The sequence below is a fragment of the Streptosporangium sp. NPDC048886 genome, assembly GCF_055586905.1.
Genome location: NZ_JBVJHH010000018.1, coordinates 160506 through 181912, shown reverse-complemented (window position 1 = coordinate 181912; position 21407 = coordinate 160506). Strand labels below are relative to the sequence as shown.

At 73.3% G+C, this 21407-nt stretch carries 20 protein-coding genes; 5 read left to right on the top strand and 15 right to left on the bottom strand.

What is annotated here, in order from left to right:
• Positions 1-61: 61 nt before the first annotated feature.
• The 3 genes from ACZ6R6_RS23555 to ACZ6R6_RS23545 all read right to left on the bottom strand — a co-directional run bounded on the left by ACZ6R6_RS23555 (position 62) and on the right by ACZ6R6_RS23545 (position 3195).
• Positions 62-1273: a cytochrome P450 gene (locus ACZ6R6_RS23555; protein WP_470096575.1), complete on the bottom strand. Its 1212-nt coding sequence runs from the start codon at positions 1271-1273 to the stop codon at positions 62-64.
• A gap of 251 nt (positions 1274-1524) precedes the next feature.
• Positions 1525-2493 (bottom strand): aldo/keto reductase, encoded by a 969-nt coding sequence (locus ACZ6R6_RS23550; RefSeq protein ID WP_470096573.1) that lies wholly within the window; start codon positions 2491-2493, stop codon positions 1525-1527.
• 252 nt (positions 2494-2745) lie between these two features.
• Positions 2746-3195 carry a MarR family winged helix-turn-helix transcriptional regulator gene (locus ACZ6R6_RS23545; protein ID WP_470096571.1) on the bottom strand — a complete coding sequence of 150 codons (450 nt, stop codon included), beginning with the start codon at positions 3193-3195 and terminating at the stop codon, positions 2746-2748.
• A 169-nt stretch (positions 3196-3364) separates the two neighbouring features.
• Between ACZ6R6_RS23545 and ACZ6R6_RS23540 the strand changes: the two genes are divergently transcribed.
• Together ACZ6R6_RS23540 and ACZ6R6_RS23535 are read left to right on the top strand one after the other, a co-directional pair.
• On the top strand, positions 3365-4336 hold the full coding sequence (locus ACZ6R6_RS23540; protein WP_470096569.1) for an ATP-binding cassette domain-containing protein: 972 nt from the start codon (positions 3365-3367) through the stop codon (positions 4334-4336).
• 2 nt (positions 4337-4338) lie between these two features.
• Positions 4339-5094 (top strand): ABC transporter permease, encoded by a 756-nt coding sequence (locus ACZ6R6_RS23535; protein ID WP_470096567.1) that lies wholly within the window; start codon positions 4339-4341, stop codon positions 5092-5094.
• Positions 5095-5137: 43 nt separating this feature from the next.
• Here ACZ6R6_RS23535 and ACZ6R6_RS23530 read toward each other — a convergent pair whose 3' ends face one another.
• Together ACZ6R6_RS23530 and ACZ6R6_RS23525 are read right to left on the bottom strand one after the other, a co-directional pair.
• Complete coding sequence (locus ACZ6R6_RS23530; RefSeq protein WP_470096565.1) at positions 5138-5689, bottom strand: CGNR zinc finger domain-containing protein; 552 nt, start codon at positions 5687-5689, stop codon at positions 5138-5140.
• Between the two features lie 111 nt (positions 5690-5800).
• The gene (locus tag ACZ6R6_RS23525) at positions 5801-7087 is read right to left on the bottom strand and encodes an endonuclease Q family protein (RefSeq protein ID WP_470096563.1); all 1287 of its coding nucleotides are present in this window, start codon (positions 7085-7087) and stop codon (positions 5801-5803) included.
• Between the two features lie 197 nt (positions 7088-7284).
• On the opposite strand from ACZ6R6_RS23525, the gene ACZ6R6_RS23520 reads away from it, so the two are divergent.
• Positions 7285-7833: a GNAT family N-acetyltransferase gene (locus ACZ6R6_RS23520; RefSeq protein WP_470096561.1), complete on the top strand. Its 549-nt coding sequence runs from the start codon at positions 7285-7287 to the stop codon at positions 7831-7833.
• A 98-nt stretch (positions 7834-7931) separates the two neighbouring features.
• Positions 7932-8615, top strand: a complete 684-nt coding sequence (locus ACZ6R6_RS23515) for a sulfotransferase family protein (protein ID WP_470096559.1) — start codon at positions 7932-7934, stop codon at positions 8613-8615.
• A 124-nt stretch (positions 8616-8739) separates the two neighbouring features.
• Here ACZ6R6_RS23515 and ACZ6R6_RS23510 read toward each other — a convergent pair whose 3' ends face one another.
• The 9 genes from ACZ6R6_RS23510 to ACZ6R6_RS23470 are packed head-to-tail and all read right to left on the bottom strand — an operon-like array spanning position 8740 to position 17125.
• Complete coding sequence (locus ACZ6R6_RS23510) at positions 8740-9267, bottom strand: OsmC family protein (RefSeq protein ID WP_470096557.1); 528 nt, start codon at positions 9265-9267, stop codon at positions 8740-8742.
• 26 nt (positions 9268-9293) lie between these two features.
• Positions 9294-9917 carry a VOC family protein gene (locus ACZ6R6_RS23505; protein WP_470096555.1) on the bottom strand — a complete coding sequence of 208 codons (624 nt, stop codon included), beginning with the start codon at positions 9915-9917 and terminating at the stop codon, positions 9294-9296.
• Positions 9914-10543 (bottom strand): alkylhydroperoxidase domain protein, encoded by a 630-nt coding sequence (locus ACZ6R6_RS23500; protein ID WP_470096553.1) that lies wholly within the window; start codon positions 10541-10543, stop codon positions 9914-9916. The genes ACZ6R6_RS23505 and ACZ6R6_RS23500 overlap by 4 nt, the downstream gene beginning before the upstream one ends.
• On the bottom strand, positions 10540-11139 hold the full coding sequence (locus ACZ6R6_RS23495; RefSeq protein ID WP_470096551.1) for a CMD domain protein: 600 nt from the start codon (positions 11137-11139) through the stop codon (positions 10540-10542). The genes ACZ6R6_RS23500 and ACZ6R6_RS23495 overlap by 4 nt, the downstream gene beginning before the upstream one ends.
• Positions 11136-12170: a putative FMN-dependent luciferase-like monooxygenase gene (locus ACZ6R6_RS23490; protein ID WP_470096549.1), complete on the bottom strand. Its 1035-nt coding sequence runs from the start codon at positions 12168-12170 to the stop codon at positions 11136-11138. Before ACZ6R6_RS23490 ends, ACZ6R6_RS23495 begins: the two co-directional genes overlap by 4 nt.
• A complete protein-coding gene (locus ACZ6R6_RS23485; RefSeq protein WP_470096547.1) occupies positions 12167-13771 on the bottom strand; it encodes a dipeptide ABC transporter ATP-binding protein in 1605 nt (534 codons plus the stop codon). Before ACZ6R6_RS23485 ends, ACZ6R6_RS23490 begins: the two co-directional genes overlap by 4 nt.
• Positions 13768-14577 carry an ABC transporter permease gene (locus ACZ6R6_RS23480; protein WP_470096545.1) on the bottom strand — a complete coding sequence of 270 codons (810 nt, stop codon included), beginning with the start codon at positions 14575-14577 and terminating at the stop codon, positions 13768-13770. The genes ACZ6R6_RS23485 and ACZ6R6_RS23480 overlap by 4 nt, the downstream gene beginning before the upstream one ends.
• Positions 14574-15518, bottom strand: a complete 945-nt coding sequence (locus tag ACZ6R6_RS23475) for an ABC transporter permease (RefSeq protein ID WP_470096543.1) — start codon at positions 15516-15518, stop codon at positions 14574-14576. The genes ACZ6R6_RS23480 and ACZ6R6_RS23475 overlap by 4 nt, the downstream gene beginning before the upstream one ends.
• Positions 15515-17125: a TIGR04028 family ABC transporter substrate-binding protein gene (locus tag ACZ6R6_RS23470; protein ID WP_470096541.1), complete on the bottom strand. Its 1611-nt coding sequence runs from the start codon at positions 17123-17125 to the stop codon at positions 15515-15517. The genes ACZ6R6_RS23475 and ACZ6R6_RS23470 overlap by 4 nt, the downstream gene beginning before the upstream one ends.
• Positions 17126-17809: 684 nt before the next feature.
• On the opposite strand from ACZ6R6_RS23470, the gene ACZ6R6_RS23465 reads away from it, so the two are divergent.
• On the top strand, positions 17810-19945 hold the full coding sequence (locus tag ACZ6R6_RS23465; protein WP_470096539.1) for an alpha/beta hydrolase-fold protein: 2136 nt from the start codon (positions 17810-17812) through the stop codon (positions 19943-19945).
• Here ACZ6R6_RS23465 and ACZ6R6_RS23460 read toward each other — a convergent pair.
• Positions 19861-21378: a nitrilase-related carbon-nitrogen hydrolase gene (locus tag ACZ6R6_RS23460; protein WP_470096538.1), complete on the bottom strand. Its 1518-nt coding sequence runs from the start codon at positions 21376-21378 to the stop codon at positions 19861-19863. The two genes, ACZ6R6_RS23465 and ACZ6R6_RS23460, sit on opposite strands and share 85 nt — an antisense overlap.
• Positions 21379-21407 lie beyond the last annotated feature (29 nt).

Genomic DNA, 21407 nt, shown 5'->3' with positions numbered 1-21407 from the left:
ACGTCCGGTCTCGCCCCGGCCGGAAGGACGTCCGGCCCGGGGCGGCGGGCTCACCCGGCCGCTACCACGTGACCGGAATGCGGGTGAACCCTCCGGTGAGGGAGGCCTCGCGCTCGACCAGCTCCTCGGCGGGGACGGCGAGCGCCAGGGTGGGGAAGCGCCGGAACAGGGTGCCGAACACCGCCCGGAGCTCCACCCGGGCGAGGCTCGCCCCGATGCAGTAGCGGGCCGCGTAGCCGAAGGCGAGCTGCGGGTCGCCGAGCGGACGGCCGATGTCGAAACGGTCGGGGTCGGGGAAGGTCCGCTCGTCGCGGTTGGCCGCCGTCGTGGCGATGAGCACCGCCTCGCCGCGCTTGATCGTCACGCCGCCGATGCTCAGGTCCTCGTGGGCGTAACGCGGCAGGCCGTGGTTGCCCGGCGCCGCCATCCGCAGGATCTCCTCGACCGCCGGGGCCGTCAGCGACGGATCGGCGATCAGGGCGTCGCGCTGCGCCGGGTTGGCCAGCAGCAGCAGCACGCCGTAGTCGATCCGGTTGACCGTCGTCTCGTGGCCGGCGAACAGCAGCCCCGCGGCGAGGGTGGCGATCTCCTCGTCGGGTGCCTCCATGGTGGCCATGTCGGAGAACACGTCGTCGGCGGGGTTGGCCCGCTTCTCGACCAGGATGCCGCGGGTGTAGTCGGCCAGCTCGTTCAGCGCCGCCTCCGCGCGGCCCGGATCGCTCAGATCCGTCATCTCGTCGGCCAGTTTCCTGAAGTGCCCGCGGTCGCCGTACGGCACGCCGAGCAGCTCGCAGATCACCAGCACGGGCAGCGGCAGGGAGAACTCCTGGCGCAGGTCCACCGGTGGCGGCAGCTCGGCCATGTGGTCCAGCAGGCCGTCGACGAGCTGCTGGACGTGTGGTTCGAGGGCGCTCATCCGGCGGGCGGAGAAGGCCGGGGCGAGCATCCGGCGCATCCGGTCGTGCTCGGCCTTCTCGGTCTCGACGTCGCCGCGCGGGCCGCCGAGCAGCACCGAGCCGGAGATCCGGGCGGCGCGTTCCGGGTCGGGGGCCGAGCGGCCGAGACGCGGGTCGGCGAAGGCCTGCCTGGCCTCCTCGTAACCGGAGACCAGCCAGGCGATGTCGCCCGCCTGGGTGCGGACCCGGGTCACCGGCCTGACGGCTCGCAGCGCGCGGTACATCCTCGGAACCTCCAGCGGGTTGTTCCGCGCGAACGGCAGCCTCGGCAGATCGTCGCCGGTGTGGTCGCTGTGGTGGGTGATCTGGTTGTCCATGGCCGGGAGGCACCCCCAAGGCTCGACGGCAGGGCCACTTCCGAACGTTTCACCTGCAGGCGTGTTCGGCAAGAAGGCATGGCATCGCGTGCCCTGTCCTGCCCCGCATGTTTCGACCCTATGCGAGCCTCGCCGCCGCATGCCCCCCGCCCCGCACGCTCCGGCCCCGCACGCTCCGGCCCCGGGCGTTCGGCCCCGGGCCGGTGTGCCGCGCCCGGCATGGTCCGCCCCGTACGCTCCGGCCCGGGCGTTCAGCCCCAGGCCAGTGTGCCGCGCCCGGCCCAGTAGGTCTCGGGGTCCTCGGCCAGCCCGGCCAGCCGTCCGTCGAGCTCGGCGTCCCAGCTCACCTCGGCCGCGCCCAGGTTGCTGCGGAGCTGCCCGGCCGAGACCGCGCCGCTCAGCACCACCCCGGCCCACGGCTGTGCCAGCACGGCCGCGAGCGCGAGCGCGTCGGGTGTCACCCCCCGATCGCGCGCGGCCGACGCCAGCGCGGCGGGCGCCGCGCGGGCGGTCAACCGCCCGTTCGCCACCCCCTCCTTGACGATCACGCCCATCCCCGCCCCGTGCGCCCGGGCGAGCGCCGCGCCGGCCGAACGTTCGAGCAGGTTCCAGGTGGACTGCACGGTGTCGAACGCCCCGACCTCGACCGCCCGCGTGACCGTGTCCGCCTGGCGCGGCCCCGTCGTGCTGAGCCCGATCGCGACGCCCTCGGCCCGCAGCGCGCGCAGCCGGTCCAGCACGCCCTCGTCTTCGAGCACCCCGCTCTCCACCGTCGCCGAGTGGATCTGGTAGAGCGACAGATGCTCTCCGAGCAGCTCGCGCGTCTGGTCGAGCTGGCGGCGGAGCTGCTCGGCCGACAGGTCCTTCACCTCGTGGTGCTCGGCGTCCATCCGCCAGCCGCCCACATAGGCGTATCCCCATTTCGAGCCGACGGTCACCGCTCCCGGGGCGATCCCCCGCTCGCGCAGCCAACCGGCGAGGAACTCCTCCGCGCGGCCGTACGAACGCGCCGTGTCGAAGTAGCGCACGCCCTCCGCCCACGCCGCGTCGAGCACGGCCCACGTCCGCGACCGCATCGTGGCGACGCCGCGGTCGTCGCCGAGGTCCTCCTCGCGGCCGAGCGTGATGTAGGCGGGGCGGCCGAGCGCGGCCAGGCCGAGGCCGAGCGGCGTCACCGCCAGGTGAGTGCGGCCCAGCGGCCGTCGGGCGAGTTCCTCCACCCCCACAACACTAACCAACGGGGGCGGAGCCGATCATGAGGAGCTCCCGCGACGTTCCTGGCCACGGCCCCGCGCCGGCACCCGGGCGGCGGCGTGACCGGCCCGCCCTACCGGGCTCCCACCCCGGGCACCGGCCCGCCGTATCGGGCTCCCACCCCGGGCACCGGCCCGCCATACGGCTCCTCGCCCGGACGCCGGCCCGCCGTACCGGGCTCCTCGCCCCGGGCACCGGCACACGGCGGTGGAGGTGTCCTACATCCCCGACAGCCAGCTCTCGTCGTCGGTGGCGTGGGCGAGCAGGCGCTGCAGCAGCTCCCGCAGGGTCTCGATCTCGGGAGGGCTCATGTCGCCGAGGAAGCCGGCCTCCGCCCGGGTCAGCGACTCCCGCGTCCGGGAGAGCAGGCGCTCGGTGCCCGGGGCCAGCGCGAGCCTGCGGGTGCGGCCGGAGGAGCCCGGCAGGCGGCCCAGGTGACCGGCCCGTTCCAGCTCGCCGACCATCTCGTGCAGGGACTGGCGCGAGACGCCGAGCTGGCGGGCCAGCTCGGACATGGTGAGCTCCGGTTCGATCTGGAGCTGCGTGAGCAGTCCGTACTGCCGGAGGGTGAGCCCGTGGGACCGCAGCTCCTCCTCCGCCTGGCGGGAGGCCAGCGTGAAGGCGTAGGCCAGCAGATAGGGGATGGGTGGCTTGGTCGGCGGGTGCACGTCCCAACCCTAGGTGCGGGACCGATTGTCAGGGTCCCTGACAGATTAACGTAATTCGAATCTAAGCTTTTCGAGCTTCGCGCCCGGCTCCGGCCGTGGCGCCCACCCAATCCCGCGGCGGCACCTGTCTTCGGCATGCCCGCACACGGATCCGAGCACTGGAGGAGAGATGATCCACGCCCGTGGACTGGCCCGGCGTTTCCGGGTCAAAGGAGAGACCGTCGAGGCCGTGCGCGACCTCGACATCGACGTCGAGAAAGGAGAGCTGGTCGCCTTCCTCGGCCCGAACGGCGCGGGCAAGTCGACCAGCCTGCGCATGCTGACCACGCTGCTCCCCCCGAGCGCGGGCAGCGCGACCGTCGCCGGATGCGACGTGCTCACCGATCCGGCCGGGACGCGCCGGCGGATCGGATACATCGGCCAGGGCAACGGCGCGGGGGAGAACTTCCGTGTCCACGACGAGCTGGTGACCCAGGGGCGCTGCTACGGGCTGCCCCGGGTGGAGTCGCGCCGGCGGGCCGGCGAGCTGCTCGCCGCGCTGAACCTCGAAACGCTGGCCAAGCGTCCCGCGGGCACGCTCTCGGGCGGGCAGCGGCGCCGTCTCGACGTCGCGCTCGGACTGGTCCACCGGCCCGAACTGCTCTTCCTGGACGAGCCCTCCACCGGCCTGGACCCGCACAGCCGCGCCAACCTCTGGGAGCACATCCTGCGGCTGCGCGAGGAGTCCGGCATGACGATCTTCCTGACCACCCACTACCTGGACGAGGCCGACTCCATGGCCGAGCGGGTAATGATCATCGATCACGGGCGGGTGATCGCCGACGACTCCCCGGAGAACCTGAAGGCCGACCTGGCCGGTGACCGCATCACCGTCACCACCGGCGACGGGGCGGAGGCCGAGCGGGCGGCCCGGATCGCCCGGCTGGTCCCGACGGCGCACGAGGTCACCGCCGAGGGGGACACGGTGTCCCTGCGGGTCAGGCGTGGCACCGCCGTACTGCCGGAGTTCCTCCGGTCCCTGGAGGCCGCCGGGGTGAAGGCGCTCACCGCCGAGGTCGGGCGTCCCACCCTCGACGACGTCTTCCTCGCACTCACCGGCCGCAGCCTGCGCGAGAGCGCCCCCACCCCCGAAGGAGCCTGAAGGTGAACATCGTCAGCGACACCGGCGTCGTGTTCGCCCGGGAGGTCCGTCCCGAGCTGCGCAACCCCCTCGGCCTCCTCTTCGGCATGATCCAGCCGCTCATCTTCCTCGCCCTGTTCGGCCCCCTCCTACCGGGCACGCCCGGGGTCGGGCAGACCTCGCCCTGGCAGTGGTTCGTGCCGGGCATCGTGGTCATGCTCGGCCTGTCCGGCACGGCGTCGGCCGGTTACTACCTCCTGGTGGAGGGCGGGGGCGGTTCTCTGGAACGGATGCTGGTCACCCCGCTGAACAGGACCGCGATGCTGGTCGGCCGGACGATGAAGGAGATCGTCACCCTGCTCGCCCAGGCCGTCCTGATCATCGTGGTGGTGCTGCCGCTCGGCTTCCGCCCCCACCTCCTCGGCACCGTGGCCGGGCTGCTCGTGCTGGCCGTGCTCGGCGTCGGGCTGGGCTCGTTCTCCTTCGCGCTGGCCCTCGCCGCCCGCAGGCAGCCGTCGATCTTCTACGGCGTGCAGCAGACGCTGCTGTTCCCCCTCATGCTCCTGTCCGGCGTGCTGCTGCCCGTGGAGAACGCCCCCTCCTGGCTGTACGCCATGGCCCGCGCCAACCCGGTGACCTACGTGGTCGAGGCGGAGCGGGCCCTGTTCGCCGGGGACCTCGCCCACCCCTCGGTGCCCTACGGCGTGGCCGCGGCCGTGGTGGTCGCCCTGGCCGGTCTCGCCGTGGGGACCCGCGGCATGCGCCGCGCGTCCCTGTGAGTCCCTGTGGAGGGCGGGGCGCCGGCGGTCGGCGCCCGTCGGGCTAGTCCTTGTGCCGCTGGTAGTAACGGGCGACGCGGACGCGGTTGCCGCACAGCGCGGGTGAGCACCAGCGGCGGCGCGGGTGGGCCGGGAGGAACAGCATGCGGCAGCCGGGCCCCTCGCAGCCGCGGACCTTGGTGACCGCCGGACCGGTGAGAAGGTCGACGGCGGCCTCGGCGAGCTCGGCCAGGAGCCGGGCGCGGGAGTCTCCGGCCCTGATCACGGTGGCGCTCAGCGCGGCGCCGTCCCACGTCAGCCTCCGGTACGGCGGAGCCGCGCGCTGGGCCTCGTGGAGCGCGTCCAGGGCGGTCCGGGGCGGAGCGATGCCCTGCCGGGCGTGCTCGACGGCCTCGGTGATGTGGTCGCGGAGCGCCCGGACCGCCGCCAGGTCGGCGTCGTCGGCCGTCTCCACCGGTGACAGCCGCCCGTCCTGGGCGAGCAGCCACTCTTGGAAGGTGTCGGGAGAGGCGAGCATGTCGAACTCGCCGCCGGGCATGTTGGCCCGGGTGTTGAGCAGATCCAGAGCGAGGGGCTCACCGGTCAGGACGTCCATTGTGCTAATGCTATAACATCTCTATGAAACATTAGAGGGCGCGCGCCGGGCGTGCCCCGTTCCACGCGGGCGAGATCGACGATCGTCATGCGGACGGCGCCGGGCCGGACGTCAGAAGAGCGCGGGGGCGGCGGCCGCGCTCACCCGTTCCAGCTCGCCGGGTTCGAAGAGCCGGATCACCCCGTACTCGCCGTCGTATCCGGCCTCCCGGATCACCTCGCCGCGGCGCAGCCGGTCGACGGCCTCGCCGAGCAGCGGCGAGCGGGTCCGGATGTCGTCGACGGGCACGTCCTCCAGTATCGCCAGCTCGGGTCCCAGCGCGGCGGTGAGTCTGTCGATCTCCCGCAGGACCTTCTTGCTCTTCGGCCCCACGCCGAGGATCTCGCTCACGATCTCCGGCAGCGGGACGAGGTGGCGGAAGCCGGCGGCGCCGGCCGGCCGGACGCCTTCCGGCCGGTCGGCCAGGTCCTCGACCCGGCTCAGCACGCCGACCGTGAGCGGTTTCCCGCACACGGGACAGATCCCGCCGTGCTCGCGGGTCTCCCGCGGCTCCATCCGGACGCCGCACCCGCGGTGCCCGTCGGCGTGATACCTGCCCTCCTCCGGGAAGAACTCCACCGTGCCCGCGTGCCCGGCGCCGGTCCGCAGCGCCCGCAGCACCGCGAAGTAGTCAAGGTCGGTCTCGAACACCGTGGCCTCACGGCCGACCATGGGCGGCGAGTGCGCGTCGGAGTGGCTGACCAGCCGGTAGCGGTCGAGGGCGGAGACCCGCCAGTTCATCGCCGGATCGCTGGACAGCCCGGTCTCCACCGCGAAGACGTGGTCGGCGAGATCGCCGTAGCACTCCTCGATCGTGTCGAACCCGGACTTGGAGCCGAACACCCCGAACCACGGTGTCCAGGCGTGGGCGGCCACCAGGTAGGCGCCCTCGCCGCTGTTCAGGGTGATCTCCAGCAGGTCGCGGGAGTCCAGGCCGAGGGTGGGCCGGCCGTCCGAGCTCAGGTTGCCGACCTGCCCGAGCGTGCGGTTGAAGGCCGCGGCCGCGTCGAAGTCCGGCATGTAGACCAGGTGATGGATCTTGCGGGTGCGCCCGCCGCTCTTGTAGACCGTCGAGATCTCCACCGACAGCATGAACCGCACCTGACCGGAGGCCAGGCCGGACGGCAGCGTGCGGAGGATGTCGCGGTCCAGGTCCTCGCGGAGCCGGAACAGCCCCGGCTCCGCCGGCACGAGCTTGTCGCGCAGCTGCTCGGACCAGAGCGGATGGGTGAAGTCGCCGGTGCCCATCAGCGTGACGCCCTTGCGCCGCGCCCACCACGTCAGGTGCTCCAGATCGCTGTCGCCGCTGCAGGCCCTGGAGTATTTCGAGTGGATGTGCAGATCGGCATGGAACCGCATCCACCACATTGTTTCACAGGCTCGCCGGGAACGGGCGGGCCGGGGAGGACGCGCGGCCCCGGCCCGCGCCCTTCGGACCCGGCCTCCTCCGCTCCCGAGAGGTCGACGGACTCCCGAGGCAGGCCGGCGGGACGATCCTCCCGCAAGGCGCACAAAATGGGATGCGGGAGGCGGGGCCGCCTGTCTATCCTTCCGCCGTGACTCTCCGCATCGAGCAGACGGCCGACCAGCAGGCCGTACGGCATGTCCATCTCCAGGCCTTCGGCGACCACGGGAAGGTGGTGGCCGAACTGGTGGATTCGCTGCGGGCGGCCGTCACCCCGCTTCAGGGACTCTCGCTTGTCGCCGAGCACGGAGGCGAGATCGTCGGCCACGTGATGTTCACCCGCGTCTGGCTCGACGCCCCTCGCCGCCTGGTGGAGGCGCAGTCGCTCAGCCCGCTCGCCGTACTGCCCGGACACCAGGGGCAGGGCATCGGCTCCGCCCTGGTCCGCCGTGGCCTGGAGATCATGGCCGAGCAGGGGGTCCCCGTGGTGTTCCTGGAGGGCTCGCCCGCCTACTACGCACGCTTCGGATTCGGCCCCGGCACCGGGCTGGGCTTCCGCAGGCCCTCCCTCCGCATCCCCGACGCCGCCTTCCAGGCGGTCCGCCTGCCCGCCTACGAGCCGTGGATGACCGGGACCATGGTCTACCCCGACACGTTCTGGCGGCACGACGCCGTCGGCCTGCGCGACCCCGACGCCTGAGACCGGCCGCCGGCGGGGGTGCCCTTGCCGGACCCGGCCGTCGGTGAAACATTGCCCGTGTAGCCATCAAGCACTTTCCGACCGACAAGGTAGGGATTATGCGGGTCATCGGGGCGGGCTTCGGCCGTACGGGAACACTCTCTCTCAAGGCGGCCCTGGAACGGCTCGGCTTCGGGCCGTGCCATCACATGATGGAGGTGATGGGCAGGCCGGAGCAGATCCGCCGGTGGCTCGCCCTGGCCGAGGGGCGGCCGGTCGGCTGGGACGACCTGCTGGACGGCTACGACTCCTGCGTGGACTGGCCGTCCGCCGCCTACTGGCGCGAGCTCGCCGAGCACTACCCCGCGGCGAAGGTCGTCCTCACCGTGCGGGACCCCGAGCGCTGGCTGGCCAGCATGAACGCCACCATCTTCAAGCAGCGCGACCGGGGCGCCACGCTCTCCGGCAGGGCGGCGCTGGGGCTTTCGTCCCTGCTGGACACCGACTTCGCCGCGTTCGTCAAGATGACCCGCCTGACGGTCGAGAAGCGGGTCTTCGACGGCCACGGCAGCGACCCCGGACACGCGCTGAAGACCTTCGGGTCGCACGTCGAGGAGGTCAAGGCGGTGATCCCGGCCGACCGGCTGCTCGTCTTCGAGGTCCGCCAGGGGTGGGAGCCGCTGTGCGGGTTCCTCGGGGTCCCGGTGCCCGACGAGCCCTTCCCACGGGTCAACGACACCGCGAACTTCGCGAGGAACGCCCGCCGGCACATCGGCCCCATGCTCCTGCGGCGCAGCCGATAGGCCACCCGCCCGGAAGAGCGGCGGGCGGCCGGCGCGCCCCGCGGCCGGTGAACCGGCGCGTTCCGCGGGCGGGCGGCCGGGACGCCCCGGTCGCTCCGGTCGCTCCCGCGGGGCTCAGCGGCGCTCAGCGGGGCGCCGCGTCGACCCGGGTCACCGAGCCGCTGATCTCCTGGGGGTTGCGGATCAGGTTGAGGATGGGGCACACCCGTTCCACCTCGGCGTGCAGCCGCGCCAGCTCCTCGTCGGAGGCGGGCGAGGCGAGCCGCACCTCGTAGCGGAAGTTCTGCGGATACACCGGGATGTCCGTGCTGTCCGGCTGCTGGGCGCGGGGATCGTACTCGGCCTGCACGTCGACCGCGAGCGAGTCGATGGGGACGTCCAGCTCGGCCGCCTTGATCAGGAAGATGTGCGTCACACAGCTCCCCAGCACGCCGGCCTGCAGCTCCGGGGACCCGGGGCCGAGGTCGTACCCGGCGAAGTCCGGGCCGCTGTCGCTGATGATCTGGAAGTCCCGGATCCGGATGCGCCGCACCCCGCTGCGGCCCTCGGCCGTGACGTGGGCGCGCACCGGCACCGGGCCGGCCCCGGGCGCCGCCCGCCGGGCCAGCAGCGCCGCGCGCTTGTGGGTCAGGTATTCGCGGAGAGTGCTCATGGTCTGCTTTCTCGTGGCGGATGGGTTCAGCGCAGCGTCAGCGGGCCGCGCGGGGTGTCGAGCCGCGCCTGCAACGTCGCCGCGGGCCCGGCGGTCACGTCGAGGCCGACGCCGAGCGCGGCCAGATCCCGCCGCACGGCGGCCGGGTCGGGATGCGTCGCGGTGAAGGAGACGAGACCGAGCTGCGGCAGGCCGGACGCGGCGGGGTGCGGCGTAGAGCCCCAGTCGATGAGGAAGGGCACCAGCCCGTCCGCCGCCGGCTCCGCCCGGCGGGTGAGCCGCCAGGCCAGCAGGGTGCCGTCCGGGGTGAGCCGGGACAGCGGCTGCACCTCGCCCGGGTCGTACCCGCGCTCGCGCGCCTGCCGTACGGTCTCCTCGATGCCGTCCGGGTGCACGGCCCAGGCCGCGAGCCGGGCTTCGGTGAGGGTGTCCAGGCCGAAGGCGCGGGGCCGCCCGGCGGGGTCCGCCGGGTCCGGGCCGATGATCTCCAGGTAGGAGTCCGGGCCGAGGCCGACGAGGTAGTTGGCGGTCCCGCCGGGGTGGCTGCCCCCGGCGGCCGGGGTGACCCCGGTGCGTGCCTCGAACTCGGCGACCCCGGCCAGGAGGTCGGGCACCGCGTAGACGAGATGGTCCAGGTGTGGATCGGTCACTGTTCCGCCTTCCGGCCGGCCCGCGGCGCGGGCGAGGTGGGTTCTCCCAGCGAGAGCATGAGCCGGTTGGCCCAGTTGAAGAACGCGGCCGCGTGGAGCGCGTCGCTGATGGCGAGGTCGTCGAGGCCGGCCGCGCGGAGCGCGTCGAGGTGCTCCGCGGTGAGCCCGCCCGGGGTCTCGGCCAGTGCCACCGAGGCGTCGATGACGGCGCGCCAGCGTGCCTCCTGGGGGGCGTCGACCCCGTCGTCCAGCAGGCGCTGCACGTCGTCGGGGCGCTTGGAGTGGTGCGAGGCGAACCGCGCGTGCACCGAGGCGCAGAAGACGCAGCCGTTGTGGCGCGAGGTCGCGGCGGCGGCGAGCTCGCGCTCCGCGCGGGGCAGCCCGGCGTCGGTGTTGTAGAAGATGTCGTTGTCGGTCTCCGTGCGCGCCCGCAGGATCTCCGGGTCGCGGGCGAGCAGCAGGAAGTACGGCGACGCGGCGCGCCTGCGGTCGACGAGCGCCTCCCAGTGGCGCTCGCTCAGCTCCTCCTCGGTGAGCGGCGCCAGCCACGGCACCCAGCCGAGCTCCTCCTGCGTGAAGGCGTGCGGGCGGTCGATGCCGGGATGCTGGAGCACGGCGTCGGTCATGACTTCGGTCCCTTCCGGGCGGTGTCGAGCAGCCGCAGGCCCGCGATCACGCGCACCTGGAAGCTGAGGAAGGCGACGAGCTGCGAGAGCGTCACGATCGCCGAGGTGCTCCAGCCGGCGTCGATGAGCCGCCGCAGCGCCTGGGGACTGGACTCGCGCGGACGGAACACCAGCAGGTGCGCGTGCTCCAGGGCCGCGGCGAGCCGGCCGCCCAGCGCGGCGTGGTCGCGCACCCGGTAGTCGAGGCCCTCGACGCTCTCGGCGGCCAGTGGGCCCCCGGCGGGGTAGGCGCCGTAGGGACCGGTGGTCCGGGCGGCCTCGACCTCCCGCGCGACCGCGGCCGGCAGCTCCGCCGAGTGCTCGGCGAGCCGGTCGGCGTAGAAGCGCGCGACCACGGCGTCCCGGTGGAGCCCGCTCACGAACGCCGCGACCGCGTGGCGCTCGGCCCGGGTGACCTCGCCGGGGGAGTCCGGGGAGAAGAGCGCGAGGTAGCTGCGCTGGGCGTTCTCGCGGGCGGCCGGCCGCCGGCCGCGCAGCCGGTCGACGGGGGAGCCCGGCACGATGCCGGCCAGGCGGTCGATGATGTCGGTGCTCATGTCCTGCTCAGTTCGGTCTGGATGGCGGTGGTGGGATGCGGTGCCCAGCCGAGCGCGGGCGCGACCTCGGTCGCGAGCAGCTCGATGGAGCGGAGGATGAGCGGATGCGGCGGGTCGACCGAGTGCACCTGGAAGACCAGATCGGTCACCCGGTCGAGCGTCGGGTCGGCGCCGAGGCCCGCGATGACCTCCTGCGGCGTCCCCAGATGGACGTCGAAGGCGGGGATGAGCTCGTCGAGTCCGCCGTCGGGCACCGGGAAACCCGCCGCCCTGAACTGGCGGGCGGCGCGGGCCAGCCCGATCTCGGCGTGGCGCAGCGCCTCCGCGCGGCTGTCGGCCACGAAGGCCGTCCGCGAGGCCATGACCCGCGGCGTCACCCCGGGCGGCAGGTTCTCGTAGTAGGCGTCCAGGATGGGCCGCTGGATCTCCGCGAGCGTCGCGTGCGGAGCGTCCTCGGGGCGAGGCTGGGTGCGCGAGAGCATCAGGCCGTTGCCGGCCCGGCCGGCGCGGGCCCCGCCGCTCACCGAGAAGGTCGCCTCCCAGACGGCGCCGGGAAGGCGCGGCGCCGGCGGGTAGAGCCTGCTGCCCCCGCCGAGGGCCCGCCCCGACCAGGCGTCGAGGAGCACCGCGAGATGTTCGGCGTAGGTGGCCGAACGGGCCGCGCTGTCCTGTCCGAAGGCGGCGAACGACGACGGCGTGCCGCCGCTGCCCACCCCCACCTCCAGCCGGCCGCCCGAGAGCAGGTCGAGCACGGCCGTGTCCTCGGCGACGCGGACCGGATTCTCCAGGGGCAGCGTGATGATGCCGGTGCCGAGGCGGATGCGGCTGGTCCGCGCCGCCACGTCGGCGAGGAACACCAGCGGCGCCGGCAGCCCTCCCTCGGCCTCGTCGAAGTGGTGCTGGGCCACCCAGGCCGTGTCGAACCCGACGGCCTCGGCGTGCCTGATCTGTTCGGCGGCGAGCCGGTAGCGCTCGCCGGCCGGGACGTCGTCGAGCAGGCGGGTGAAGAAACCGAGCCGGCGGCCGATCATCGTGCCGCCTCCGCGGTCGCGCCCGGGATGGCCGCCAGCAGCTCGCGGGTGTAGTCGTGCCGCGGGCCGGTGAAGACCTGTTGCGTGTTTCCGGATTCCACAATGCGTCCTTTGTTCATGACCGACACGGTGTGCGAGATCTGCCGCACCACGGACAGGTCGTGAGAGATGAACAGGTAGGTGAGCCCGAGGTCGCGCTGGAGCGCTCCGAGCAGGTCGAGGATCTGCGCCTGCACGCTCACGTCGAGCGCGGAGACCGCCTCGTCGAGTACGACCACCTCCGGGTCGACGGCCAGCGCGCGGGCGATGGCCACGCGCTGCCGCTGGCCGCCGGACAGCTCCCGCGGCCTGCGGGCGAGCACGCTCGACGGCAGGGCGACCCGGTCGAGGAGGTCGCGCACCCGGATGTCGCGTGCGGCCCGGTCGCCGATCCGGAAGTTGCGCAGCGGCTCCTCCACGATCTCGGCGACCGGCTGCCGCGGGTCGAGTGAGCCGGTCGGGTTCTGGTAGACGAGCTGGATGCGGCGGCGGAGCCCGCGCAGCGCGTCGCCGCGCAGGCCGGCCGTCTCGATCCCGCCGACCGTCACCGACCCGGAGGTGGGGTCGGCGAACCGCACGACCATGCGGGCCGTGGTCGTCTTGCCGGACCCCGACTCCCCGACGAGCGCGTGCGTCGTGCCGCGCGGCACCTCGAACGACACCCCGTCGACCGCGCGGAAGGGCCGTCCCCGGACGCGGAACTCCTTGACCAGGTCACGGACGACGACGGCGTCCTCCCGGGTGGAGGTCTCCGGGGGCGGGGCCCGGAACTCCCGCACCGACAGCGCGGGGGCGTCGCTCAGCAACCGTCTCGTGTATCCGGCCTCCGGGGCCGCTGTCACGGCCTCCGTCGCGCCCTGCTCCTCGATCCGCCCGTCCTTCATGACGATGAGCCGGTCCGAGCGGTCCGCTGCGACACCGAGGTCGTGGGTCACCAGCAGCACCGCCGTGCCGGACTCCGCGCGGAGCCCGTCGATGAGGTCGAGGATGCGCCGCTGCACGGTGGCGTCCAGCGCGCTCGTCGGCTCGTCGGCGATGATGAGCCGCGGTTCGAGCGCGATGGCGATGGCGATGAGCACCCGCTGGCGCATGCCGCCGGACAGCTCGTGCGGGAACTGCCGGGCGCGCGTCTCCGGATCGGACAGCCCGACGCGGGCGAGCAACTCGACGACCCGGCGCGAGATCGCCCGCCGGTCGCCGCGCCGGTGGATGCGCAGGGCCTCACCGATCTGGGCGCCGACGGTCTTGACCGGATTCAGGGAGTTGGACGGATCCTGCGGGATCAGTCCGATCTGGGCGCCCCGCACCGACTCCAGCCGGCGCGACGGCCAGCCGGCGATGTCCGTGCCGTCCAGCAGGATCCGGCCGGCGTCGACGGACCCGTTCGGCGGCAGCAGCCCGAGGATCGCATGCGCCGTGGTCGACTTGCCGGACCCGGACTCGCCGACGACCGCGACCACCTCACCGGGTTCGACGGTGAAGGAGATCCCCTCGACCGCCTGGAGTGCGCGCCGGCCGGTCCGGTAGGAGACCGCGAGGTCGCGTACGTCGAGCAGGCTCATGGGTTCTCCCGTCCCGTCGATCGGCTGATCCGGCTGGCGGCGAGCACCACCGACACCACGACGGCGCCCGGCAGCGAGGTCAGCCACCAGGAGGTCGCCAGGTAGTTGCGCCCCTCCGAGACGAGCAGTCCCCACTCGGGGGTGGGCGGCTCGGCGCCGTAGCCGAGGAATCCGAGGGTGGAGATGGCCAGGATCGCGGTGCCGAACTGCAGGGCGGCGAGCGCGATGACGGGGCCGAGCGAGTTGGGCAGCACGTGGCGCCCCAGGACGGCGGCGAACCGGCCGCCGCTGCCGAAGGCGGCCTCGACGTAGTCGGTCCGCCGGACCCGGACGACCTCCGAGCGGACCAGGCGGGCGAAGGCCGCGACCGAGCCGACGCCCACCGCGATCGCGACGTTGACGGTGCCGGGCCCGAGCAGGATGATCATGGTGAGGGCGAGGAGCAGGCCCGGCACCGAGAGCAGCACGTCGATCCCGCGCATGATGAGCGCGTCGAGCACGCCGCCCGTCGAGCCGGCGAGCAGGCCGAGCAGCGTGCCCAGCACCAGGCCCACCCCGACCGCGACGGACGCCCCGGACAGGGAGTGGACGGCCCCGTACACCACGCGGGTGAACAGGTCGCGGCCCACGGCGTCGGTGCCGAACAGGTGGTCCGGGCCGGGGCCCCGCAGTTTCTCCGCCGGGACGCCCGCGATCGGGTCGTCCGCGGTGAACAGTCCGGGCACGACGGCCCAGAGCACGACGACGGCGATCACGAGCCAGGCGAGCACCAGGCTCACGTCCGGACGGCGGGATGCGATCCTCATGCGGCCGCACCGACCTTCGCCTTGAGCCGCGGGTCGAGCACCGGGAAGAGCAGATCGACCACCAGGTTGACCAGCACGAAGACGGCGGTGGCGAGCACGACGACGGCCAGCATCACCGGCGTGTCCTGCGCGTTGACCGCCTGCTCGGTGAGGCGGCCGACGCCGTTGCGGCCGAAGACCGTCTCGGTGACGACCGACCCGGCGATGAGCTCGCCGAAGGTCAGGCCGGCGATCGTCAGCGTCGGCGGCAGCGCGTTGCGCGCCACGTGCCGCCACAGGATCCACCGGCGTGAGGCCCCCTTGGCCGCGACGACCGGGACGAACGGCTGGCTCTGGACCTGGTCGAGGCTGCGGGCCAGCACCTGCGCGATCGGCGCCGAGATCGGTACGGCCAGGGTCAGGACCGGCAGGATGAGCTGCTGCACCCCGTCGCCCCCGATGACCGGCACCAGCTTGAGCCGGAAGGAGAACACCTGGATCAGGAGGATGCCGAGCCAGAAGGCGGGGATCGAGACGCACAGCGACGGTACGGCCAGCAGCGCGCCGCGGACCCAGGCCAGCCGGGTGTGGCTCGCGGCGAACGCGATCAGCACGGCGATCAGCACGGCCAGGCTGAACCCGGCGGTGGCCAGCTTGGCCGTCTCCGGCAGCGCCTCGGCCAGCCGCTCGACCACCGGCGTGCCCGTGTCGACGGAGTAGCCGAAGCCGCCGCGCAGGAAGCCGAGCATCGTGTGCAGGTAGCCGGTGATCGCGGGCGCGTCGTCGCCGTAGTAGGCGCGGATCTCGGCGATCTGCGCGGGGGACAGGCCCAGCTCGGGGTTCTGGAACTTGATCAGGATCGAGTCGCCCGGCAGGATCTGCAGCAGCACGTAACTGGCGGTGAAGGCGGCCCACAGCACCAGGACCGCCTGTCCTGTCCGCAGCAGGAGATATCTGGTCATCGGCCTGTCTGATCCGACAGCCAGACCGAGTAGAAGACCGGCCGGGCGACCGCCTCGAAGGTGACGCCCCGCACGTACGGCGCGGCGCCGTATACCTGCGGCTCCTCGAACAGCGGGATCGCGTAGCCCCGGTCGACCACGTAGCGCTGGATCTCGGCGACCTTCGCGTTGCGCGCGGTCTTGTCGGCGGCCGCGGACTCCTGCTCCAGCAGGCGGTCCAGCTCCGGGTCGTCGGAGAGGATGACGTCGCGGTTCTTGGTGTGGAAGTGGCTCTTGATCACGTCCTGGTCGGCGCGGCCGACCATGGAGTGCGCGACGGCCGTCTTCTCCGCGTTCTTGATGTCCACCGCCTGCGTGCCGGCGTCGGCGGGCCGGATCTCCAGCTTCACGCCGATCTTGGCCCACTGCTGGGCGACCAGTTCGAGCGTCTGCTTAGACAGCGGCTGCGGGCCGGAGACGAAGACGCCCAGCGTCAGCTCCCGCCCGTCCTTCCGGCGGACGCCGCCGGCGCCGCGGGTCCAGCCGGCCTCCTCCAGCAGCGCGTTGGCCCTGTCCGGGTCGTAGGCCAGCTTCTCGGACAGGTCGACGTAGCCCTGCGCCAGGTGGCTGAGCACGGAGGTCGCGACCGGGTAGCCCGGGGTGAACAGGGTGTCCACGGCCTCCTTGGCGTCGGTGCCGGCCTGCAGCGCCCTGCGGACCCTGACGTCACTCAGGATGCTGTTGGCCGGCCGCAGGTAGAGACCGTTGTTGACGCCCCGGGTCGGTTCCGCGTAGACGGTGAAACCGGCGTTCTTCACCGTCTCCTCGTCGTACGCCTGCACGTAGCGCACATAGTCGGCCTGCCCGGAGGTCAGGGCGCCGACACGCACGTTGTCCTCCGGCGTCACGATCATCTTGATCGCGTCGAGGTAGGCGCGCCCCTGGTGCGCCGAGGACGCCGGCGCCCAGTTGTAGTCCTTGCGGACGGCCAGGTCGATCTCCTTGTCGACGACCTGGCGGGCCACGGTGAACGGCCCGGAGCCGACGATGTTCTTGAGCTGGCACTGCTCCTCGTAGGGGCGCGAGATCGTCGACTTGGCCACGAGGCCGGCGCCGATGACCGAGGTGCCCTGGAGGAAGCCGGGGGAGGGCTGCTTGAAGAAGAACTTCACGGTGCGCGGGTCGACGACCTGGCTGCGGTCGTAGTTGTTCACGAACTCGGCCGGCGGCAGCTTCAGGTCCGGGTCGCCGAGGCCGTAGACGTCGAAGTTCGCGGCGACGGCCGACGCGTCGAGCGGGCTGCCGTCACTGAAGGTCACGCCCTCACGGAGGTGGAAGGTGTATTCGGTGGCGTCGGCGTTGACCTCCCAGGAGGTGGCGATCCACGGTTCGATCTCCAGCGTCTTGGGGTTCTGCCAGGTGAGCTTGTCGGTGAGCTGGTTGAGCACGCCGCCGTTCGGATAGAAACCCGCGGCCGGCAGGTAGAGGCAGGTCGGTGCCTGGTGCTCCAGATATGTCAGCGTGCCCCCGTACGCCGGTCCGCCGGAGGCCTTCGCGCCGCTGGGCGAGCTCTCCCCGCCGCAGGCGCCGAGGAGCCCCACGGCGGCGAGCACGGCGGCGCTCGCCATCGCTGTGGACCGCAGTCTGGATGATGGCATGGGGTTATCGCCCTTCATGAGCAGGAGACCTTTGTGAACGGGGGCGGGCGGTCGGCCGTACGGCACCGCCACGCGGCGGCCGGCGGTGCCGGGGACGCGAGGGGAGGGGGATCGGAAGGCGGGAGCGAGAAGTGAAGCGACAAGAAGCGAAGCGCGAAGAGGAGAGGGACGCGGCGGCAGCGGGCGGCCGGCGGCCTGCCGGATTCCGGGACCCGTGGGGCCTCAGCTACAGGACGAACCCCGACAGCTCGTGGCGCGGCGGTGCCGCATGCTGGTGTCGTCCCGCGCCGGGAGCGGACGCGCGCTGCGCTCCGCCGCCATGCGGTGGTTGGTGCTGCCGGTCATAAAAACCACAATATCCTACCTGAAGAGTAGGAAAGAAATCTGTCCACATGTCGAGACGCCGCAGGTCAACCATCATGGAGTGCGCGCGGACCGTTTCAAGGCGGGATCAGCAAGTTTCAAAGACGGGATCGGCAAGTGGCTGGACGGACCGTTTCCGGGGCCGGGAGGCGGTGCGGGCCGGTCGGATTACGGACGCCCCTATTGACACGGCCGGAGCGGGGCCAAGACACTCGCCGGAAACGAGCTCAGGGTCCGCCTATCCGGACCGGCTTGTTGTAAACGTTTACAGCACTATCGAGGAGTGACCCGATGGCCGTTACGCGATGGCGCGGGCTCGGTGTCCTGACGGCCCTGGCCCTCGTCGCCCTGCTGGCCGTACCCGGTCAGGCGCAGGTCGGCAAGGAGCGGGCGGGCACGATCACCGAGGGCTCCGCATACTCCGCCGCGCTGAGCGGGCCCATCCCGTACAACGTCTACCTCCCCTACGGCTACGGCGGCGGCGCGCGGCGCTACCCGGTGCTCTACCTGCTGCACGGCAGGGGCGACACGATGCAGGCGTGGACCCGGGTCAAGGGCACGCTGGACCAGCTGATCCGGGACGGGCGGATCCCCGCCCTCATCGCGGTCATGCCGGACGCGCCCTGGAGCGGACGCGGCAGCTGGTACGTGGACTCCCGCTACACCGGCGCCGACGAGCCCGGCCGCCCGGTGGAGACCGCGCTGACCCGTGACCTGGTGGGCCACGTCGACTCCACCTACCGCACCGCGCCGATCCGCGGCGCGCGGATGGTCGGCGGCTACTCCATGGGCGGCTACGGCGCGCTGCGCCTCACCCTGGCCCACCCGGATCTCTTCGGCGGCGCGCTCGTCCTCAGCCCCGCCGTCTACACGCCGCTGCCGCCGGCCGACTCCTCGGCCCGCGACCACGGCGCGTTCGGTCTCGGCGAGGAGAAGTTCGTCGACGAGGTGTATCGCAAGCTCAACTACCCCGATCTGCTGACCGGCGTGGACCCCGAGCTGCCCGTGCGGCTGTTCGTCGCGGTGGGCGACGACGAGTACGCCAACCCGCAGCCCGCCGACGCCCGCCACGACCTCGACTTCGAATCCGAAGTGCTCTACAACGCGGCACGGCGGGCGCCGGGCATCTCGGCGCAGATGCGCATCCTGGACGGCGGCCACGACTGGAGCGTCTGGGCGCCCGCCTTCGAGCAGGGCATGGCCGACCTCGGACCCGCGCTGAGCGTCGTCCCGCCGACCGGCCTGCCCGCGCCGCTGTACGGCACCGCCGGCACCGACTGGGCGGGCGGCGTCGCGGCGCAGGCCGACGGCTCGGTGACCCTGGGACTGGCGGCCGGCGGTCCCGTCGACGGGCAGCCGCACGCGGGCAAGCTGGACGCGGTCCTGATCCGCCGGGGCCCGGACGGCGCCACGCGGTGGACGAGGCAGCTCGGCACCGCCTCCGACGAGCGCCTGTACGGCGTCGCGGCCCTGCCCGACGGCGGCGTGCTGGCCGCCGGCTACACCAAGGGCGACCTGGACGGCCACCACCCCGGCAACACCAGCGACGACGCGTTCGTGGCGCGGCTGGACGCCGACGGCGCCGTCCGGTGGCTGACCCAGTTCGGCGTGGCCGGCACCGCCGACCGCGTCTACGGGCTCGCCGCCGCCCCGGACGGCGGCGCGTACCTGGCCGGCTACACCAAGGGCGCGCTCGCCGGCCCGAACAGCGGTGACAAGGACGCCATCCTGGTCCGGGTCGCCGCCGACGGGCAGATCGCCTGGACCCGCCAGCTCGGCGGCGCCGGCGAGGACAAGGCCAACGGCGTGGCCGCCGACGGCACCGGCGTCTCCGTGGTCGGCAGCGCCACGGCGGGACTGCCCGGCGCGCCGGCGCTCGGCGGGCTGGACGGCTGGATCGCCAGATACGGCACCGACGGCACCCCGCAGTGGGTGTCCGCCGAGGGCGGCGCCGGCGACGACCGGCTCGCCGCGGTGACGGTCACCACGGACGGTCTCACGGTGGCCACCGGCGAGAGCGGCGGCGACCTCCTGGCCGTGGCCTACACCTCCGGCAACCGGCGCAAGTGGCGCACGGCCGTCGCCACGCCGGCCCCGGACGCCGGCGCCGGCGTGGTCGCGCTGCCCGGCGGCGCCGTCGAGGTGATCGGCTACACCCGCGGCCGGATCGGGGTGGCGGCGGGCGGCGCCGACGTGCTGGCCGTACGCCTGTCGGCCGGCGGCGTGCGGCAGGCGGCCGCCCAGTTCGGCACGGCGCGCGACGACGGCGTCGACCCGTTCGCCGAGCCGGACCTGTACGCGACGTCGACCCCGGCGGGGAAGGTGCTGGTGGCCGGGCTGACCTACGGCGCACCCACCGGCGGCGCCGCGCTCGGCAACGGCGACCTGTTCCTGGCCGCCGTCGACCCCGCCACCGGCCTGCCGTGACCTGAGGACGGGGTGGCCGGGCGGCGCAGCAGGGCGCCGAGCAGGAGCAGGAGCAGCACGGCGCAGCTCCAGGCGGCCCAGTCACCCCATCTGGCGTACAGGGTCGGCGCGGTCGCCGCGGGGAGGGCGGCGGTGACCGACGCGAACGGCGCGTCCGCCGTCGGGGCCTCGGCCACGATCCGGCCCTGGGGGTCGCTGAGGACCAGCAGGCCGGCGCGGGGCGCGCGGGCCACGCTGAGGCCGCTCTCGACCCCGCGGGTGACCGCCATCCGGCTGTGCAGCCACCCGTCACGGTCGAAGTCCCAGGCCGGCGCGTACAGGGCGGTGGCGCCCCGGTTGCGGTAGTCGCGGACCAGGCCGGGGTAGTCCAGGTCCTTGCAGATGATCAGGCCCCACGGCTTGCCGGGGACGAAGGCCGGCCGGGTGCCGGTGCGCAGCCCGTCCTCCAGGCCCGGGATGAGGTGGTGCTTGACGTACTCGACCGGCGCGCCGCCGCCCGCGGGGAAGTCGAGCGCCACGTTGTACAGCTCTCCGCCGCGGGAGACGACCAGCCCGGCGATGACGTCGACCCGGTGCCTGGCGGTGATCGCGGACAGCGGAGCGGTCAGGGTCCGCAGGTCCGCGCCGTCGGCGAGGAAGGTCTTCTCCGGAGTGACCACGACGCGCGCCCCCGCCGCCGCGAGGGCCTCGATGCGGGCCGCGTAGCGCCGGACCAGGTCACGGCCCTGCGGCGTGCCGAGCCTGATCACATCGTTCGGGTGGTCGGTCGCCAGCAGCGCCACGGTGTCGCGCTGCGCGGGGGGCGGGGTGCGCAGCTGCCAGCCGCCGTACCCCAGCGCCACCGCGAGGACCGAGCCGAGGACGGCCACGAGGCGCAGCCGTCCGGCCGCGGCCGGGGCGAGCAGCGCGGCGATCCCCGACGGTACGGCCATGAGGAGGAACGTGATGCCCCAGACGCCGGCGGCCGAGGCCGTCTGCAGCACGGGCAGGACGTCGGCCTGGGTGTAGGCCAGGCTCGACCACACGCCGTGCGGTGTGATCACCGACAGGGCGTACTCCACCGTGACCCAGGCCGCGGGGACGACGAGGGCCGCCGACAGCGGGCGGCCACGCGACGTCAGGGCGCGGAAGGCGACCGACGCCAGCCCGAACAGCGACGCCGTCCCCACGAAGGAGACCGCCACCACCGGCAGCGGTAGCTCGATCGAGTTCAGCGCGTAGTCCCACAGCGGCGCCGTGCCGCCCAGCCACGCGGCGGTCCCGGCGGCGAAAGCCGTGCCCGCGCCGACTCTGGGTACGAGCGCCAGCACCGGCAGCGGGGCGAGCCAGGTGCACCACGGCACGGGGTGCAGTCCGCTGCCGGAGCAGAACAGCAGCGCCGACAGCGCGGCCGCCACGATCGCGGCGGCGGATCTCCAGATCTTCGAGTGCATGCTCCGATGCTCCGCCTGGCGCGGGCGGC

Bases quoted from the DNA above. Each gene is read 5' to 3' on its own strand.
- ACZ6R6_RS23525 (WP_470096563.1), bottom strand. From the start codon at position 7,087: ATGCGGTTCCATGCCGATCTGCACATCCACTCGAAATACTCCAGGGCC.
- ACZ6R6_RS23555 (WP_470096575.1), bottom strand. From the start codon at position 1,273: ATGGACAACCAGATCACCCACCACAGCGACCACACCGGCGACGATCTG.
- ACZ6R6_RS23480 (WP_470096545.1), bottom strand. From the start codon at position 14,577: ATGAGGATCGCATCCCGCCGTCCGGACGTGAGCCTGGTGCTCGCCTGG.
- ACZ6R6_RS23510 (WP_470096557.1), bottom strand. From the start codon at position 9,267: ATGAGCACTCTCCGCGAATACCTGACCCACAAGCGCGCGGCGCTGCTG.
- ACZ6R6_RS23490 (WP_470096549.1), bottom strand. From the start codon at position 12,170: ATGATCGGCCGCCGGCTCGGTTTCTTCACCCGCCTGCTCGACGACGTC.
- ACZ6R6_RS23500 (WP_470096553.1), bottom strand. From the start codon at position 10,543: ATGACCGACGCCGTGCTCCAGCATCCCGGCATCGACCGCCCGCACGCC.
- ACZ6R6_RS23475 (WP_470096543.1), bottom strand. From the start codon at position 15,518: ATGACCAGATATCTCCTGCTGCGGACAGGACAGGCGGTCCTGGTGCTG.
- ACZ6R6_RS23465 (WP_470096539.1), top strand. From the start codon at position 17,810: ATGGCCGTTACGCGATGGCGCGGGCTCGGTGTCCTGACGGCCCTGGCC.
- ACZ6R6_RS23515 (WP_470096559.1), top strand. From the start codon at position 7,932: ATGCGGGTCATCGGGGCGGGCTTCGGCCGTACGGGAACACTCTCTCTC.
- ACZ6R6_RS23530 (WP_470096565.1), bottom strand. From the start codon at position 5,689: ATGGACGTCCTGACCGGTGAGCCCCTCGCTCTGGATCTGCTCAACACC.
- ACZ6R6_RS23540 (WP_470096569.1), top strand. From the start codon at position 3,365: ATGATCCACGCCCGTGGACTGGCCCGGCGTTTCCGGGTCAAAGGAGAG.
- ACZ6R6_RS23470 (WP_470096541.1), bottom strand. From the start codon at position 17,125: ATGGCGAGCGCCGCCGTGCTCGCCGCCGTGGGGCTCCTCGGCGCCTGC.
- ACZ6R6_RS23485 (WP_470096547.1), bottom strand. From the start codon at position 13,771: ATGAGCCTGCTCGACGTACGCGACCTCGCGGTCTCCTACCGGACCGGC.
- ACZ6R6_RS23460 (WP_470096538.1), bottom strand. From the start codon at position 21,378: ATGCACTCGAAGATCTGGAGATCCGCCGCCGCGATCGTGGCGGCCGCG.
- ACZ6R6_RS23495 (WP_470096551.1), bottom strand. From the start codon at position 11,139: ATGAGCACCGACATCATCGACCGCCTGGCCGGCATCGTGCCGGGCTCC.